The sequence below is a fragment of the Stenotrophomonas sp. EMP41 genome (genome assembly GCF_047495535.1).
GTDB classification, from domain to species: domain Bacteria; phylum Pseudomonadota; class Gammaproteobacteria; order Xanthomonadales; family Xanthomonadaceae; genus Stenotrophomonas; species Stenotrophomonas sepilia.
The window spans coordinates 1,853,949-1,869,628 of record NZ_CP179923.1; the positions used below are offsets into that span (position 1 = coordinate 1,853,949).

General features: G+C 65.9%; 16 protein-coding genes and 1 pseudogene. 5 read left to right on the plus strand and 12 right to left on the minus strand.

Annotated elements, in window-relative coordinates:
- Window positions 1-363 precede the first annotated feature (363 nt).
- A complete protein-coding gene (locus ACMGRF_RS08490) occupies window positions 364-924 on the plus strand; it encodes a fasciclin domain-containing protein (RefSeq protein WP_049411164.1) in 561 nt (186 codons plus the stop codon).
- A 96-nt stretch (window positions 925-1,020) separates the two neighbouring features.
- Here ACMGRF_RS08490 and ACMGRF_RS08495 read toward each other — a convergent pair whose 3' ends face one another.
- Together ACMGRF_RS08495 and ACMGRF_RS08500 are read right to left on the minus strand one after the other, a co-directional pair.
- Window positions 1,021-1,233: a hypothetical protein gene (locus tag ACMGRF_RS08495; protein ID WP_100478162.1), complete on the minus strand. Its 213-nt coding sequence runs from the start codon at window positions 1,231-1,233 to the stop codon at window positions 1,021-1,023.
- Window positions 1,234-1,339: 106 nt separating this feature from the next.
- Entirely contained in the window at window positions 1,340-2,521 is a 1,182-nt protein-coding gene (locus ACMGRF_RS08500) for a serine hydrolase domain-containing protein (protein ID WP_414485828.1), read from the minus strand.
- Between the two features lie 282 nt (window positions 2,522-2,803).
- Between ACMGRF_RS08500 and ACMGRF_RS08505 the strand changes: the two genes are divergently transcribed.
- Window positions 2,804-4,051 (plus strand): arsenic transporter, encoded by a 1,248-nt coding sequence (locus tag ACMGRF_RS08505; RefSeq protein WP_099495898.1) that lies wholly within the window; start codon window positions 2,804-2,806, stop codon window positions 4,049-4,051.
- Between the two features lie 24 nt (window positions 4,052-4,075).
- On the opposite strand, the gene ACMGRF_RS08510 is transcribed toward ACMGRF_RS08505, so the two are convergent.
- The 5 genes from ACMGRF_RS08510 to ACMGRF_RS08530 form a co-directional block, all read right to left on the minus strand.
- Window positions 4,076-5,509 carry a porin gene (locus ACMGRF_RS08510; protein ID WP_414485829.1) on the minus strand — a complete coding sequence of 478 codons (1,434 nt, stop codon included), beginning with the start codon at window positions 5,507-5,509 and terminating at the stop codon, window positions 4,076-4,078.
- Between the two features lie 134 nt (window positions 5,510-5,643).
- Complete coding sequence (locus ACMGRF_RS08515; protein ID WP_005409726.1) at window positions 5,644-6,420, minus strand: ABC transporter permease; 777 nt, start codon at window positions 6,418-6,420, stop codon at window positions 5,644-5,646.
- Entirely contained in the window at window positions 6,404-7,237 is an 834-nt protein-coding gene (locus ACMGRF_RS08520) for an ABC transporter ATP-binding protein (protein ID WP_014647218.1), read from the minus strand. Before ACMGRF_RS08520 ends, ACMGRF_RS08515 begins: the two co-directional genes overlap by 17 nt.
- 13 nt (window positions 7,238-7,250) lie before the next feature.
- Window positions 7,251-8,309 (minus strand): ABC transporter substrate-binding protein, encoded by a 1,059-nt coding sequence (locus ACMGRF_RS08525; protein ID WP_049410922.1) that lies wholly within the window; start codon window positions 8,307-8,309, stop codon window positions 7,251-7,253.
- A gap of 75 nt (window positions 8,310-8,384) precedes the next feature.
- Window positions 8,385-9,506 (minus strand): 4-oxalomesaconate tautomerase, encoded by a 1,122-nt coding sequence (locus ACMGRF_RS08530; RefSeq protein WP_049410731.1) that lies wholly within the window; start codon window positions 9,504-9,506, stop codon window positions 8,385-8,387.
- A 109-nt stretch (window positions 9,507-9,615) separates the two neighbouring features.
- Here ACMGRF_RS08530 and ACMGRF_RS08535 point away from each other — a divergent pair, with 109 nt between their 5' ends.
- Window positions 9,616-10,518 carry a LysR family transcriptional regulator gene (locus ACMGRF_RS08535; RefSeq protein ID WP_049410734.1) on the plus strand — a complete coding sequence of 301 codons (903 nt, stop codon included), beginning with the start codon at window positions 9,616-9,618 and terminating at the stop codon, window positions 10,516-10,518.
- A gap of 81 nt (window positions 10,519-10,599) precedes the next feature.
- Here ACMGRF_RS08535 and ACMGRF_RS08540 read toward each other — a convergent pair.
- From ACMGRF_RS08540 to ACMGRF_RS08560, 5 genes and pseudogenes are all read right to left on the minus strand, one after another.
- A pseudogene (locus tag ACMGRF_RS08540) lies at window positions 10,600-10,857 on the minus strand (hypothetical protein); the annotation flags it as partial.
- A 44-nt stretch (window positions 10,858-10,901) separates the two neighbouring features.
- Window positions 10,902-11,372 carry a hypothetical protein gene (locus ACMGRF_RS08545; protein WP_049441236.1) on the minus strand — a complete coding sequence of 157 codons (471 nt, stop codon included), beginning with the start codon at window positions 11,370-11,372 and terminating at the stop codon, window positions 10,902-10,904.
- Between the two features lie 166 nt (window positions 11,373-11,538).
- The gene (locus tag ACMGRF_RS08550; RefSeq protein WP_414485830.1) at window positions 11,539-12,066 is read right to left on the minus strand and encodes a DUF6622 family protein; all 528 of its coding nucleotides are present in this window, start codon (window positions 12,064-12,066) and stop codon (window positions 11,539-11,541) included.
- An 88-nt stretch (window positions 12,067-12,154) separates the two neighbouring features.
- A complete protein-coding gene (locus ACMGRF_RS08555; protein ID WP_099487171.1) occupies window positions 12,155-13,039 on the minus strand; it encodes a methylenetetrahydrofolate reductase in 885 nt (294 codons plus the stop codon).
- Window positions 13,039-13,953 (minus strand): LysR family transcriptional regulator, encoded by a 915-nt coding sequence (locus ACMGRF_RS08560; RefSeq protein ID WP_049410747.1) that lies wholly within the window; start codon window positions 13,951-13,953, stop codon window positions 13,039-13,041. The genes ACMGRF_RS08555 and ACMGRF_RS08560 overlap by 1 nt, the downstream gene beginning before the upstream one ends.
- A gap of 75 nt (window positions 13,954-14,028) precedes the next feature.
- On the opposite strand from ACMGRF_RS08560, the gene msuE reads away from it, so the two are divergent.
- On the plus strand, window positions 14,029-14,622 hold the full coding sequence (gene msuE / locus ACMGRF_RS08565) for an FMN reductase (protein WP_049441230.1): 594 nt from the start codon (window positions 14,029-14,031) through the stop codon (window positions 14,620-14,622).
- 56 nt (window positions 14,623-14,678) lie between these two features.
- A complete protein-coding gene (locus tag ACMGRF_RS08570) occupies window positions 14,679-15,656 on the plus strand; it encodes a DUF1852 domain-containing protein (RefSeq protein ID WP_049441226.1) in 978 nt (325 codons plus the stop codon).
- Window positions 15,657-15,680: the final 24 nt, after the last annotated feature.

Sequence of the window (15,680 nt, forward strand, 5' to 3'; positions counted from 1 at the left end):
TGACATACGATCGAATGGATGTACCGCCCCCTCCCAGGGGCACGCACGGGCGTGGCCCGCATTCCAAACCGAACAGCACGGGTGCTCGGGCACGCCGCGACTTACACTTGCTTTTCAAGCCTGCCAGGACAAACACGCGGCAAAGAAGGCAGCCCCTGGACCTTGGATCCCCGTCCAACTGGTAGCGCTACCATCGCGTTGCAGCGGAGAGTAATCACCGAGGTTCGCCGTTGTCACCATGCAGCGCAGCAAAATCGGCAGCGCGCGAAACAGCTGCTGACTCGGCCATTGCTGCATCCGGTCACGCTCGCCCGCCGTAGGAAAGATGCCCGCGCTTGCGGGTCATCCAGAAAGGAACGCACCGTGAACGCTCTTCAGCGCATCGCCGCCGCAGTCGGCTTCGCCGTACTCGTTTCGTCCGTGCCCACTGTCCTCGCCGCCAACACCGTCATCGTGGGCGGGGCAGAAATGTATCCCACCAGGACCATCGTCGAGAACGCAGTCAATTCCAAGGACCACACCACTCTGGTCGCAGCGGTCAAAGCCGCCGGCCTGGTCGACACCCTCAACGGCGCCGGGCCCTTTACTGTTTTCGCGCCCACCAATGCGGCCTTCGAAAAGCTGCCTGCAGGCACTGTCGATACACTGGTGAAGCCTGAGAACAAGGCGCAGCTGACCCGGATCCTGACCTACCACGTCGTCCCGGGCAACTACAGTTCCGCCCAGCTTCTGGCCGATGCCCGCAAGCACAGCGGCAAGGCCACCCTGAAGACCGTGCAGGGTGAGCCTCTTACCGTGGCGCTTCGCGATGGCAAGCTCTGGGTCATCGACGCAAAGGGTGGAAAGGCAGGTATCAGCGTTGCAGATGTCAGCCAGTCCAACGGCGTCATCCACGTGGTCGACACCGTGCTGATGCCCAAGTAGGCGGCCTCATGCAACGGGCATCCGGCGCGATGCCCGTTGCCCGGGCCGGTCATGCCGCCGTCAACATGCGGATGCGCGGCCGGCATGGCGTAGTGGCTACCACACCGGTCCCAGCAGCTTGGTCACTTCGGCCTCCAGTTTCTGCGCAGCCTCGTCCTGGGAGGCAACCTTGATGCACAGCCCCGACTGCGCCGGCCCGGGCACCAGCTGGTAGCGGTTGATGGTGCCGCCACCGTCGCCGTCCAGCGCTACCCGCGCCACTACCGTTCGGCCATTGGCGTGGAAGGTCCAGTCCTGATAATCAAACATGCTTCAGTAAGTGTGCGGCCAAGATGTCATCCCACTTTAGGCGCCACGACAGTGAAGAACGCTCCAGGAGGATGTTCAGAGCGCGTGGACATGATGACAACAGGGCCTATGGCAGTGTCCGCGCCAACTGCAGGACATCGGCGAAGAAGGAGGGATAGTCGTCCTGTGGAGCGCTGTGGGTGTCGCGCCGGTGGACCAGACGCACGGCGACCACCCGCTGTTCCGGGACGATCATCAGGTATTGGCCCAGGTAGCCGTTGGCGGCAAAGCCGACGACCGGTCCCCGTGTGATGTCGTAGAGATCGGCGAGCTTCAGGCCGCGCGCGGAGATCTGGCTGGCGTAGCGCTGGGACCAATCCGCGCCCAGCTGATTGGCGAGGAAGGCGACCAGTGCGCTGCGGCTCTCGAATGCACGCCCTGCGCTGGCCTGCAGTGCGCGCTGTACGTCGTCGTCCACGCCCCTTTCCACCAGCAGATCCCGTAGCCGGGGCTTGAGCTGGTACCGTTCCCAGGCCGGTATCCGCCACCACAGCAGCCCAACCTCTGGCGCACGGGCGCTTTCGGTCGTCATCAACGCGACCGACTGCTCACTCAGGAGACGTTTGCCATCCGGCGCCACGCCACCGTCCAGCAACAGTTGCCCGATGGCGGCAAGATCGGTCGCGCGCAGGGACAGCCCGGCCATGCCCAGCGGAGTGCCTGCTTCATCCTTCATCCAGGTGTAGTGGGCGATGCCCAGTGGCTTGAACAGCCGCGCGTCCAGGTACGCATCCACAGGCTCGCCTGCCAGGCGCTCGACAATGCCGGGCAGCAGGTTGGTAGCCTTGTTGTTGTAGGAGAACACGTTACCCGGCTCATCGCTCAGCTCGGCAGCCAGTGCCAGCTTGATCAGGTCCGGGGCCCCTTCCAGCTCTTCGCCCGCGTTCGCCACGTTCTGCAGGCCCGAGGTATGGTCCAGCAGCATGCGCACGGTAATGGCGCTCTTCCTGCCCTGCTTCCATTCGGGATAGATCCGGCTGACCGGCGTATCGATCGAAGCCAGCTTTCCTTCGTCCAGCAGCAATGCAATGGCCAGCGCGACGACCGACTTGGTGGCCGACATCAGGTGAACGGATTCCTGCCCGACGGCGGGCTTCAGCTCAAGCAGCGTCTCCCGGTCGTGCATCACCAGGACCGCATCGGAATGCGCGGCGCGCGCGTTGCGCTCGATCGCGGCGAGGGCTTCGGCGCGCGTCGCCGCTTGGCTGGGCCCGGCGGTGCCGAACACCAGGGCCAGGGCGCAGGACAACCAGCAGGATCTTGGCATCGCAATCTCGTCCAATGAGTGTGCGTGCAGTGTGACTACATGTGTAGTCACACTGCAGTGCCTGAAGTCATGGCGCGCTTGAGTGCTGAACGTGGGCTGGGCGCCGCCCCCGGCCCACCTGCAACGCGGTCGCCATGCCGCGCCGCACGGTATGATGCGGCGACCCGGAACCTGCGATGATTGCAGCGGCCGCCCATCCGCTGATCGCGCGCGCCAGGCCCTCCTGCGCCGGGGTCGCTGCAGGTGCCGCTGAAGCCCCACTCCATGCTCGCCCCCCAAGCCCCCCTCGTGATCTGGGCAGCGGTCGCCGTTGCCACCATCGGCCTGCTGTTCCGTCCTTTGCGCATCCCCGAATATGTGTGGGCGTTGGGCGCTGCCGCCCTGTTGCCGTTGCTGGGCGCGGTGTCGCTGCATACCGCATGGGGCGCAGTGGCCGAAGGCCGCGACGTCTACCTGTTCCTGGTCGGCATGATGGTGCTGGCCGAACTGGCGCGGCGCGAAGGCCTGTTCGATTGGCTGGCGTTGTACGCGGTGCGGCATGCGGGCGGATCGGGGCGACGCCTGTTCGACCTGGTGTTCCTGGTCGGCACGCTGGTGACGGTGTTCCTGTCCAACGATGCAACGGCCGTAGTACTGACGCCGGCGGTCTACGCCGCCTGCAAGGCGGCGCGCGCCAATCCCCTGCCCTACCTGTTCGTCTGTGCCTTCATCGCCAATGCGGCCAGCTTCGTGCTGCCCATTTCCAATCCGGCCAACCTGGTGGTGTACGGCCAGCACATGCCGCCGCTGCTGCAGTGGCTGGCGCAGTTCGCGCTGCCGTCGGCGGCGGCGATCGGCGCCACCTATCTGGTCCTGCGCTGGGTGCACCGGCGCGAGATCGCCCAGCCGCTGGTGGCCGCGCCGGCGCATCGCCCGTTGACCGACGGCGGCCGACTGAGCGCACTGGGCGTGCTGTTCACCGGCACCGTATTGCTGGTCACGTCCGCCTTGAACGGGCCATTGGGCCTGACCACGTTCTGCGCGGGCACGCTGAGTGTGGCGGTGGTGGCGATCCGCCAGCGGCGCAGCCCGCTGCCACTGCTGCGCCACGTGTCCTGGGGTGTGCTGCCGCTGGTGGCGGGACTGTTCGTGCTGGTGGAAGCGGTGGCGCAGACCGGTGTCATCCAGACCGCGGCCAGCGCGCTGCAGGCCGTGGCGCAGGCATCTCCCCGCCAGGCCAGCTGGCTGGCCGGTGGCGCGGCTGCGCTGCTGAGCAATGTGGCCAACAATCTGCCGGTCGGCCTGGCCGCCGGTTCGCTGGGGCAGATGGCCGACCTGCCGGCGCAGACCCGTGCCGCATTGCTGGTCGGCGTGGATCTGGGGCCCAACCTGTCGGTCACCGGTTCGCTGGCCACGATGCTGTGGCTGGTAGCGCTGCGCCGCGAGGGCGAGCATGTCAGCGCGCTCGACTTCCTGCGTGTCGGCGCGCTGGTGATGCCGCCGGCGTTGATCGGAGCACTGCTGCTGCTCTGATCGGCGCGCGAGCGGCATGCGCTGCTAGAAGGCCACCTGCAGGCGGGTGTTGAAGGTGGTGCCTTCATCCCTGCCCTGGCCGGTGCCGCTGCGGTTGCGGGTCTGCCAACGGATCGCCTCGAACATCACGCGGCTGAAGTCGTTGAGATACCAGTTCGCACCCAGCGTCCACGCGTGGCCGGTACCGCCACTGGGCAGCTCGGCATAGTCCACGTCCTCGTAGCGCCCTTTCAGTTCCCATGCCCCGGCGCCGCCGCGGGTGACAGGATCGGCCACCTTGACCCGGCCCCAGGTGCCGGCCTTGCCCGAATAGGCCGGCCTTGCACCGGCCAGGAACCAGCCAGCCGAAATCGCCCAGGCCTCGTGGTCCAGATCGTAGCGCCCGCCGGCGTCGGCCCCGCGCAGGTTGCGCGTACCCCATTCGCCGGTCGCCCAGGCCGGCCCGAAGATGCCTGCCAGCTCCGCGCCATAGGCCGTGCTGCGCTCGGCGCCCGGCAGTGTGCCCGGCGCGATCTTTACCAGGTCATTGAAGTGCCCGGCGATGGCCGAACTGCGGACGACGCCGCTGGCGCCTGCGGCGATCTCCTCGTGGAAGGCCCAGCCCCCCAGGTGCACCGTGACCGCGTCGTTGGCCACCGGGTTCCAGTGCACGCGCGTGGCCCAGGTCTGGCTGTCGTTGTCGGTGCCGGCGTTGTTGAGATCGTTGCCGGCCACCGACAGGCTGGCATGCCAGTCCTTGCCGTACACGCGCTCGGTCAGGCCGACACCGAACAGGCCGCGCTGCGGCAGCATCAGCGTGCCGACCACGTTTCGGTCCTGGAAAGGCGTGTTGGAAGTGCTGCTGGAGCCGTCGATACCCCGGTCGTTGAGGCGGTTGCCCACGGTCAGGTCGGCCGGCAGCCCGAACAGGCGGTGGTCCACGGTGGCGTAGACCGACTTCCACGCCACCGCGTTGTCCGCGAAGTCACCTTCCACTGCCCAGCCGAGGATGCCGTAGCGGCCTTCGGCGCCCAGCCGCACCGAGCGGATCTCGGTACCGGAGATGTTGCGGTCACTCACTGAGGATCCATCGGTGCTGGATGCGTCGACGAACAGACGTCCGCGCGGACGGAACGCCACGGCGCCGTCGGCACTGCTGAACTCCGGTGCGCCCTTGGACCAGGTGACCTTGGGCGCCTTGGCCTGGCTGGATTCCAGTGCGGCGACGCGGGTGTCCAGCGCGGGGGGCTGCGTTGCGGCCGCCGCACCGGCGGTGCTGTGCCCGCCCTCCACGGCACGCAGGCGCGCCTCCAACTGCTGGATCTGCAGCGCCTGCTCCTGCACCAGGCGTGAGAGTTCGGCCTGGCTCAGTGGTGCGGGAGGGGACGAAACAGCCTGGGCGCCAGCATGGCCACTGGCCAACAGCAGGCCGAGCGCGACCGACAGCGCTGCCGGTGGCAGCACGGTGGAATGGTTCATGGACTCTCTCTCCGGCCAGCCGGCCCCCTGGCCCGGCGCTGGCCTGTTGCGGTGGTGCGGGGGAAGATCGGGGGAGGAAGCGCGCGCCGCCGGATCGGCCCGGCGGCGCGGCAGGCGGGCTCAGCCCGGCCCGGTCAGCTGGTGGCCTGGGCCTGGGCGTTGGGACGCCAGGTGATCAGCTTGTTCTCGACCACGTCCAGCAGCGCGTCGATGACCAGCACGAAGGCGGCCAGGATGATGATGCCGGCGAACACACCCACAGCGTTGAAGTTGCCTTCTGCCTGCGCGATCAGGTAGCCCAGGCCCGCCGAGGCGCCGAGGTATTCGCCGATGATCGCACCGACCACGGCAAAGCCGACCGAAGTACGCAGCGAAGACAGGATCCAGCTCGCCGCTGCCGGGAAGTAGACATGGCGCAGCAGGTCACTGCGGCTTGCGCCCAGGATGCGGGCATTGGCCAGCACCACCGGATTCACCTCGCGTACGCCCTGCATGGCATTGAAGAACGTGGTGAAGAACACCAGGGTGACCGCCAGCGCCACCTTCGACCACAGGCCCAGCCCCAGCCACAACACGAAAATCGGCGCCAGCACCACGCGCGGGATCGCGTTGAAGCCCTTGATGAAGGGATCGAGGATGCGTGCCGAGCGGCGGCTCAGGCCGAGCCAGACGCCGCCGGCCACACCCAGGCCGGTGCCGATGATGTAGCCCAGCGCGGTTTCGGTCAGCGTGATGTAGACGTGCTGGTAGAACGACGTATCGGACAGCCAGGTCCAGGCCTGCTGCACGATCGCCGTTGGCGAGGGAAAGAAGAACGGATCGATCACGCCCAGCGCGATACCGCCTTCCCAGCCGCCGAACACGGCCACGACCAGGGCCAGTTGGATGAACTTGTCAGTCTTGGCGTGCATAGCTCTTCTCCACTTCGCCGCGCAGGCAGGCCCAGATGTCGCGGTACAGGTCGGTGAAACGGTCATCCAGCTTGATCTCGGCCACGTTCCTCGGCCGTTCCAGATCCACGTCGAAGCTGCGCACCACGCGGCTGGCCGGGCCGGAGGACAGCACCACCACGCGGTCGCCCAGGGCGATCGCTTCTTCCAGATCGTGGGTGATCAGGATCACCGAGCGCCGGTCTTCCTGCCACAACCGCAGCAGCTCGTTCTGCATCAGGTGGCGGGTATGGATGTCCAGCGCCGAGAACGGCTCATCCATCAGGATCACCTTCGGCTCGACGATCAATGCCTGGGCCATCTGCACGCGCTTGCGCTGGCCACCGGACAGCTGGTGCGGGTAGCGATGCTCGAAGCCGGCCAGACCGACCTTGGCCAGCCACGCGTTGGCCTTGGCCTTGCGTTCGGCCTCGGGCACACCGCGGAAGCGCAGGCCGAGTTCAACATTCTGGTACGCGGTCTTCCACGGCAGCAGCGCGTCCTGCTGGAACAGGTAGCCGACCGACTCCTGCACGCCGCTGACGGCGCGGCCGTCGATGCTGACCTGGCCCGACGACGGCTTCAGCAGGCCCGCCACGGAATTGAGGATGGTGCTCTTGCCGCAGCCGGTGGGTCCGACGATGGCAAGGAACTCGCCGTCACCCACCTGGATGTCGACATCGCGTACGGCGGTGAATTCGCCGAAGGACATGGTCACCTTGTTGATGGCGACCATGGTCTGTGCAGGCTCCAGCTGCGGTGCGCCATTGAACTGGCGCACGGTGGCATTGAGGGCCATGGTTTACCTCCGCTTACGGTTGGGCAGCCGGCGCCGCAGCGTTGGCACGCTCGACGAAGGCATTGGTATAGGTCCGGGACAGATCGATATCGGCCTTGGCGACATCCGTGTTGAACTCACGCAGCACCTTCAGCGGTGTTTCCAGATCGGCAGGCGTGAAGTGACCATCCCGGGTGAAGATCGCGCGGGCGTTCTCCACTGCGCGTGCATAGGTGGCGCGGTCGCCAGACACGTAGCTGTCCGGCAGCGCCGCCACGATGTCTTCAGCACTGTTGTCGGCGATGAACTTCAAGGCCATCTGCTCGGCGCGGGCGATCTTCTCGGCCGCTTCGGGTCGCTTGTCAAGGAAGCTCTGGTTGGCGTACATCACCGAGGTCGGGTACAGGCCGCCATAGACCTGGCGGGCGCCGTCGTCGCTGCGCGCGTCGAGGATGATCCTGCCGACCTTGCGCTCGGTGATCAGGGTGGCGGCAGGATCATAGTTGACCAGCAGGTCGATCTTGCCCTGCTCCAGCGCGGCCACCGCTGCGGCGCCCGAGCCGACGCCGATCAACGAGATGCTGTCGGCCGGAATATCGTGCTGGGCGAGGAAGTGACGGACGAAGAAGTCGGACGAGGAGCCCGGCGCGGTGATCCCGACCTTCTGGCCCTTGATGGTCTCCGGGCGCGCCGGATCGAAGGTGGCATCCTCGCGGCCGGCCATCACCAGGCCGGAGTTGCGCGAGAGCAGTACGAAGGCCACCACGTCCTTGCCCTTGGCCTGCATCTGGATGGTGTGGTCGTAGAAGCCGACGGCCACGTCGGTGGAATTGGCCACCAGCGCCTGCAGCACCTTGGAGCCGCCCTGGGCGAAGTTCTCGGTCTTCACCTGCAGGCCGACGTCCTTGAAGTACCCCTTGGCGTCGGCGATGAAGAACGGCAGGTTGTTGAGGTTGTAGGAGCCGACGCTGATGCGTACCGGGGCATTGTCGCCACCGCCGGCGGATGCGCCTTCGGTGCGCCCGCTGTTGCTGCATCCGGCCGCGGCCAGACCGGCCGCGCACAGCGCGGCCAAGAAGAACTGCTTGTACATCATCCCTCCCAGGAGTGAAGCATCTACGTTGTAATGGAGGGCATGCGCGCCTACGCAGGCCCGTCCGGGTTCAGATCATGCCGCTGACGTCCATTGGCGGGCTTGGGTGGCAGTGGCCGTGGCGGGCGCGGGCGAAGTCGCGTACACGCGCCCCTCGAACAAGCGGCGTGCGGTGCGGACCACGCTGGCAATCACCGGCGAATCGCCCGAGCTGCGACTGAGGCCCACCTCCAGGGCCCCACTCGGATGTTCGAGGGTAATGCTGCCGGGAACGGACCGGCATCCGACCAAAGTGTGGGCCAGCGTGCCCGGCGTGACGGCGGCGGTGGCCAGGCCGACCGCACCGGTAATGGCCAGTGCGGTGTGGCATTGGTGCGGCATGAAATAGCGCACCTGCAGATCGCCGCCCTGTTGCGGCGCCGACAGCAGCACCGGCTTGGGAATGACCTTGTTGCCGGCGTCGGCGATGCCCATGCGGGCGCCCGCCTCGATGCGCAGCGCTTCCAGCCGGCGCATGAACGCCGCGTCCGCGTTCAGTTCGGCGGGCGAGGCATCACCGCGCACGCCCAGGTCTTCGGCACGCACCAGCATCATCGGCATGGCGCAGTCCACCAGGCTGGCCGGCACGCCATTGATGGTTTCCTGCGCATGCCCGCTGGGCAGCAGCTTGCCGGTGCGGGCGCCTGCCGCATCAAGGAAGGAGAGCCTGACCGGCGCGGCTGAGCCCGGCGCGCCGGCAATGCGCGTATCACCGCGGTAGGCCACATTGCCGCCCGGCGTTTCCACCGTCGCGATGATCAGCTTGCCGGTGTTGACGTTGTGGATGCGCACCTCGGTCTGCGGATCCTGCGCCTGTACCAGCCCACGCTCGATGGCATACGGGCCCACGGCCGCCAGCATGTTGCCGCAGTTGGGCGAGGTATCCACCACCTGCTGCTCCACCCGGACCTGGGCGAACAGGTAGTCCACGTCGGCGTCCGCCCGGCTCGAGCGGTCGATGATCGCCACCTTGCTGGTCAGCGCATTGCCACCGCCGATGCCATCGATCTGCAACGGATGGCCCGAGCCCATCACTTCCAGCAGCAGGCGATCCCGTTCGGCGGTGTCCGCCGGCAGGTCGCTGGCCAGGAAGAACGGGCCCTTGGAGGTGCCGCCGCGCATGAGCACGCAGGGAATGCTGAGCAGATCGTTGGACATACGTGTGCTAGATTGATGCATATAGGGGATGAATGACCCCTCTGTGATTCGATACTGGCATGACCCTAATTGATCTGTGAATTGCTGATTTTTGGATGATTGATACCCAATGAGCATCAATTGCGAAATCCTGGATCTACGCGCGTTCCTGCTGGTATCGGAGACACGCAGCTTCCATCGCGCCGCGGAAATCCTGCACGTATCGCAGCCGGCACTCAGCCGCCGCATCCAGAAACTGGAGCAGGCCGTGGGTTCGCCACTGCTGGAGCGCACCACGCGCAGCGTCAGTACCACCGCAGTCGGCGAGAACCTGCTGCCGCTGGTACGCCGCATGCTGGAGGAATTCGATGGCTCGCTGTTCTCACTGCGCGGCCGGGAGGACACCCGCGGCGCCACCGTGACCATCGCGTGCCTGCCGACGGCGGCGTTCTACTTCCTGCCCAGCGTGATGGCGCGTTTCCACGAAGCGCACCCGAACGTGCGCTTCCGCATCCTGGATATCCCGGCCACGGAGGGTCTGCAGGCAGTGGAACGTGGCGAAGTCGAGTTCGGGATCAACTTCATGGGCGCCAACGATCCGAATCTCGACTTCGACGTACTGGCCGAGGACCCCTTCGTCCTCGCCTGCCGACGCGATCATCCGCTGGCCCGCAAGCGCAAGGTGGAATGGGCTGATCTGGCCGAGCACCAGCTGATCACCGTGCATCGCACCAGCGGCAACCGCACGCTGCTGGACGGCGCGTTGGCGCGCGAGAACCTCAAGCTGAGCTGGCACTACGAAGTGACGCACCTGTCGACCTCATTGGGCATGGTCGAGGCCGGCATCGGCGTGTCGGTGCTACCGAAGATGGCCACGCCGGACGGGGATCACCCCACCCTGGTGACACGTGCGATCGGCAACCCGGTAGTGTCGCGCACGATCGGCATCGTCCGCCGGCGGGGCGCCCTGCTCTCGCCCACCGCCGAGCGGTTTCTTCAGATGCTGATGAGCCAGTGGCGCGGGAACGTCTAAAACGTCCAAGGCGCTGGACGTCTGACCGACATGTCATGGTCTGGATCCGCACAAAAGGCTCGCCTCGATTTTGCGCAGCACGCACGCCCCCCGCCGCGTATTGGGCGAAAAGTCCTCGGCATACAGCATGCGCGGGTTGGCCGGGTAAGCGCCTGCCCGCGAGTACATCATGCGCACCAGACTGGACAGCGTGTTCACGCTACCCACCGATGATCGCGCATTGCTGGCACCGCGCTGTTGCTGCAGAGCCACCGCCGGTGGCGGCCCACCGGTGGCATCGACGTCGGCCACGCCCACCTGGTCAATCAGGCGGCGTGCATGAGGTGCGACGGATTCGAAGTCAGGAGACCAATGCGTTTGGCGCACTTCAATCGCCCCTGGATTCAATGGCACTGCTGCGCGACATCGATGCCGTCTCTATGCTTCATGATGAGCGCCTCCAGTCCCGAGGGCTCTCCAGAACTCGGGCCGGGCTTGCCGGGCTGACCCTCCGGGATCAGTCTCGATGTCATCTGATCTTGAAGCTTGGCAATGCCTGGCGCACGTCGGTCTGCGTACCCGAAGATGTCGAGGGTGAGCAGGTCATGCCCGTTCTCTACCAGGAGTAATGGAACCTGTCTGCACCGCAGTTCGAACACGCTCGATTGTGGGGGGCCTGCTTCGATGGTAATGCCTTTCGATGCGTTCGCCCGAGCGAAGGCGATCGCATCGTCGCGAAGCATCTTGAATGTTTCTGGTGGAAGTGAGCGGAAGGTTCTGAGCTCAGATTCGAGAGAGGTTGGATACGTTATCCAAACGATTCCTGCCGCAACCACCAAGCCCAGGAACATGAGGGAAGAGATCAGAATCTTCATTCTGGAGCCTTCATTTGACCTGTCTGAACCTTGGCGGTACCCACTACGCTGACGTGCCAAGCTGCGAAGTACAATCCGCCCACCGCATGGTTCATCGTGACGTCTGCGCCAGCTCCGCACAACCCTGCCTTGGGAAGCCGGCCAGCGGCCGGCACTACCAGGTCAATCAACCTGCGGTTTCCAGTCCCTTGCCCGCCGCATCCACCCGCAGCGAGGCCAGGTAGCGGGCGTACTTGCCGACGAAGATGCCAGTGAACCCGCCTGTCAGCAGCAGGTAGGCGGCACTGAAACCGGCATGGGCGGCCAACGACGGCGACACTGCAAATGCAACTTCGAAGCCGTACTTCACCAGGAAGGTGGCCAACAGCAGCGGCAGCAGGCTGAAGTCCGCACTGCGCCAGAGCTTGCCGGTGCTGCGGTCCAGCGTCAGCTTCAAGCGATTCAACAGCAGCCAGGCAAGCGTCGCGCCCGTGGCGATGCCGGCCAGCCATTCGCTCCAGACGCTCAGCGACGCGCCGAAGCGATGGCTGATCGACCACGCACCCCAGACGGCAAACAGGCCGGGCACGATCGCCAGCTTCTGCAGCGAAGTCTCGGCCGGCTTCATGGCGGCGATGCCACGGGTGACCAGGAAGGCCAGTAGCAGCCAGACCCAGATCGGCGTCTGCGAGGCGAGGTGCTGGAGCATGTTCATGAGCGAACCCTTTGGTGAGTGGCGGCGAGGTGCGCCCGCCTTGGTGCTCACTATTCGCTTCCGCCCCGGTTGCAGCCAGTGACAGCTGTCAGCCTTCGGGGATTACGCTGCGGGCACTGGAAATGCGCTGCCGGTACTGCGCCATCCAGTCCAGCGATGGTGCAACACCGCCGAACGGGTAGAAATGCGGGCTGACCGGGCCATGGGCGCTGGTCAGCCCCTTCACCAGGCGATCAACGAACACCTCCGGCCCCGCCGTCCCCAGCAGCCGGCCAATCGAGATGCCATACCTGGCCAACATCGATGCACTGGCGCCCACGCCGCACATCGCGGCGTAGCGCAGCAGGCGAGAGATGCTGGCCGGGCCCGGCACGCCGACCAGCACCGGGACGCTGATGCCACGCGCGCGCAGTGCATCCAGCCAGGCCAGCACGGCATCGGCATCGAAGGCGAACTGGGTGACGATCAAGGGGGCCATGCCGCGCGCTTCGATGCCCTGGCATTTACGCTCAAGCACCTGCCAGCGTTCGTCACTGCTCATTGCCGGATGCCCTTCCGGGTGGCCGCCGATACCCACGACCTTGATGCCGTATTGCTCCAGAAGACCGGTCTGGATGATCGAAGCACTGTCGGCAAACGGTCCGGCGGGCGTGGCCAGGTCGCCTGCGATCAGCAGGCAACGCTCGACCCCGGCTTCGCCGGCGGCACGCTCCAGGAAACGTTCAAGTGCTGCGCGTGACCCGACGCGCCGCGCAGAGAGATGCGGCATCGGCTCCAATCCGAGCGCACGCACCGTGCGCGCGGCGGTCAGGCGGGCGTCGTCATCCTCGCTGGCCAGGTACGGAATGGAGATGACGGTACCGCGCGGGATCCGATCCGCCTCGGCGCGCAGCGCGGGCATGGCCTTCGCACTGACTTCCAGTGAAAAGGCGCTGATGAAGGGGTCCGCCCGCAGTGAAAGGCCTGCCGGCATCAACGTGCTCCGCCCACATTGCCGGCAAGCGGCGAGCTGTTGCGGGCCAGTTCGATGAAGGCCTGCAGGTAGTCGATGCCGGTATCGGCCTCGCGCGCGCCAAGATAGATCTGCTTGGGGATGCCCTTGGCGCCCAGGCGTACGGGCACCACGTCCATGCGCGCCGCGTACTCTTCCACCAGCCAGCGCGGCATGGCAGCCACGCCGCGGCCGCTGGCCACCATCTGCATCATGATGTCGGTGGTTTCGATGGCCTTGTGGCGCCGCGGCGTGATGCCGGCCGGCAGCAGGAACTGGTTGTAGATGTCCAGGCGTTCGAACGGCACCGGGTAGCTGATCAGCACTTCCTGGCTGAGCTGGCGTGGCTTTACGTGGTCCACCTTGGCCAGGGCGTGGCTGCGGGCCACCACCAGCACCTGCTCGTAGTCGAACACGGGGATGAACTTCAGGCCCGGCTTCAGCAGTGGATCGGGCGTGACCAGCAGGTCGATCTCGTAGCCGAACAAGGCGCCGATGCCGCCGAACTGGAACTTCTGCTTGACGTCCACATCCACATCCGGCCACGCGGCCAGGTACGGCGAGACGATCTTCAACAGCCACTGGTAGCAGGGGTGGCATTCCATGCCGATGCGCAGCGCGCCACGCTCGCCCTGGGCGAACTGGCGCAGGCGCTCCTCGGCCAGGTCCAGCTGCGGCAGCACCCGGTTGGCGACCGCCAGCAGGTACTGCCCGGCCTGGGTCAACCGCAGGCTGCGGCCTTCGCGCAACCAGACCTCGGTACCCAGCTGCTGCTCGAGCTTCTTCATGCTGTGGCTGAGCGCCGACTGGGTCAGGTTGAGCACGCCGGCGGCTGCGGTGAGCGAGCCCTGCTGCTCGACCTGCTGCACGATGCTGAGGTGGATCCGCTCCAACATTAAGATGAATCTCACTCATGGATAGGTGAAGTAATACCATTTTACGTCATGGAAAGGCATGACTAGGATCGGGTCATGCCTCCATCCCACCGTCCTCTCCGTATCGTCGCCGTTTCCGGCGGCTTGCAGCGCCCCTCCCGGGCCGCCACCCTCGCCGAGCACCTGCTGGGCCTGATCGGCGAGAACATGCGCAGCGAACAGCAGCTGATCGAACTCGGCGAACTGGCGCCGCAACTGGCCGGTGCGCTTTGGCGCTCGCAGCTCCCCGAGGCTGTCGAGCGCCAGCTGGTGGCCGTCGAGCAGGCCGATGTCCTCGTGGTGAGCACGCCGGTCTATCGCGGCTCGTACACCGGGCTGTTCAAGCATTTCTTCGACTTCATCCACCAGGACGCGCTGGTCGACACCCCCATCCTGCTGGCCGCCACCGGCGGCAGCGAACGCCATGCGCTGGTGATCGATCACCAGCTGCGGCCACTGTTCAGCTTCTTCCAGGCCCGCACCCTGCCCCTGGGCGTGTATGCCACCGACCGCGATTTCGCCGAGGGGCACGTGCACAACGAAGCGCTGATCCAGCGCGCACGACTGGCGGTGCAGCGCGCCATGCCGCTGCTTGCGCTGTCCCATCGCGGCGCGCCACTCGCCGCCGCCGAGGCCATCGAGGCCCTTTGAATGCCAGATGCCGCCGACCTGCATCTGGATGTCACCCTGCAAACGGAACGCCGCCCATGACGAACGACGCCTTCACCTTCAGCATCACGCGCATCCCCTTCAACGAGGATTACCAGCCGGCCGAAGGCACGCGCATCACTACCAACTTCGCCAACCTGGCGCGCGGCGCGTGCCGGCAGGAAAACCTGCGCAACACCATTCGCATGATCAACAACCGCTTCAATGATCTGGCGCATTGGGACAACCCAAGCGCCGATCGCTACGCGGTCGAGCTGGACATCATCTCGGTGGAGATGCACATCGATGGCAACGCGGGCAGCGCCCCCTTTCCCTTGATAGAAGTGCTGCGCCCGACCATCGTCGACACGCACACCGGCGCGCGCACCGAAGGCATCGTCGGCAACAACTTCTCGTCCTATGTGCGCGACTACGACTTCAGCGTCGTGCTTCCGGCCAGCAACGAAGGCAAGGACACCTTCGGCATTCCGGAGGGCTTTGGCGACCTGCACGGCAAGCTGTTCAAGCACTTCCTGGAGTCGGACGCCTACCGCGCCAACTTCAGCAAGGGTCCGGTCATCTGCATCAGTGTGTCCAGCAGCAGGACCTACCACCGCACCGAGAACCATCACCCGATCCTGGGCGTGGAGTACCGCCAGGGTGAGCGCTCCCCCACCGACCAGTACTTCGACAAGATGGGCCTGCGGGTGCGCTATTTCATGCCGCCGGGCAGCGTCGCACCGCTGGCGTTCTACTTCCAGGGCGACCTGCTGGGCGATTACTCGAACCTGGAGCTGATCGGCACCATCAGCACGATGGAGGCCTTCCAGAAGATTTACCGCCCGGAGATCTACAACGCCAATTCCGTGGCCGGCAAGGTCTACCAGCCCAGCCTGAAGCACCAGGATTACTCCTCCACCCGCATCGTCTACGACCGCGAAGAGCGCAGCCAGTTGGCCGTCAAGCAGGGCCGGTTCACCGAAGAGCACTTCATCAAGCCATACCGCGCCGTGCTTGAGCAGTGGGCCGCCCGCTGATCCATCGACTTTCCATTCTCCCCC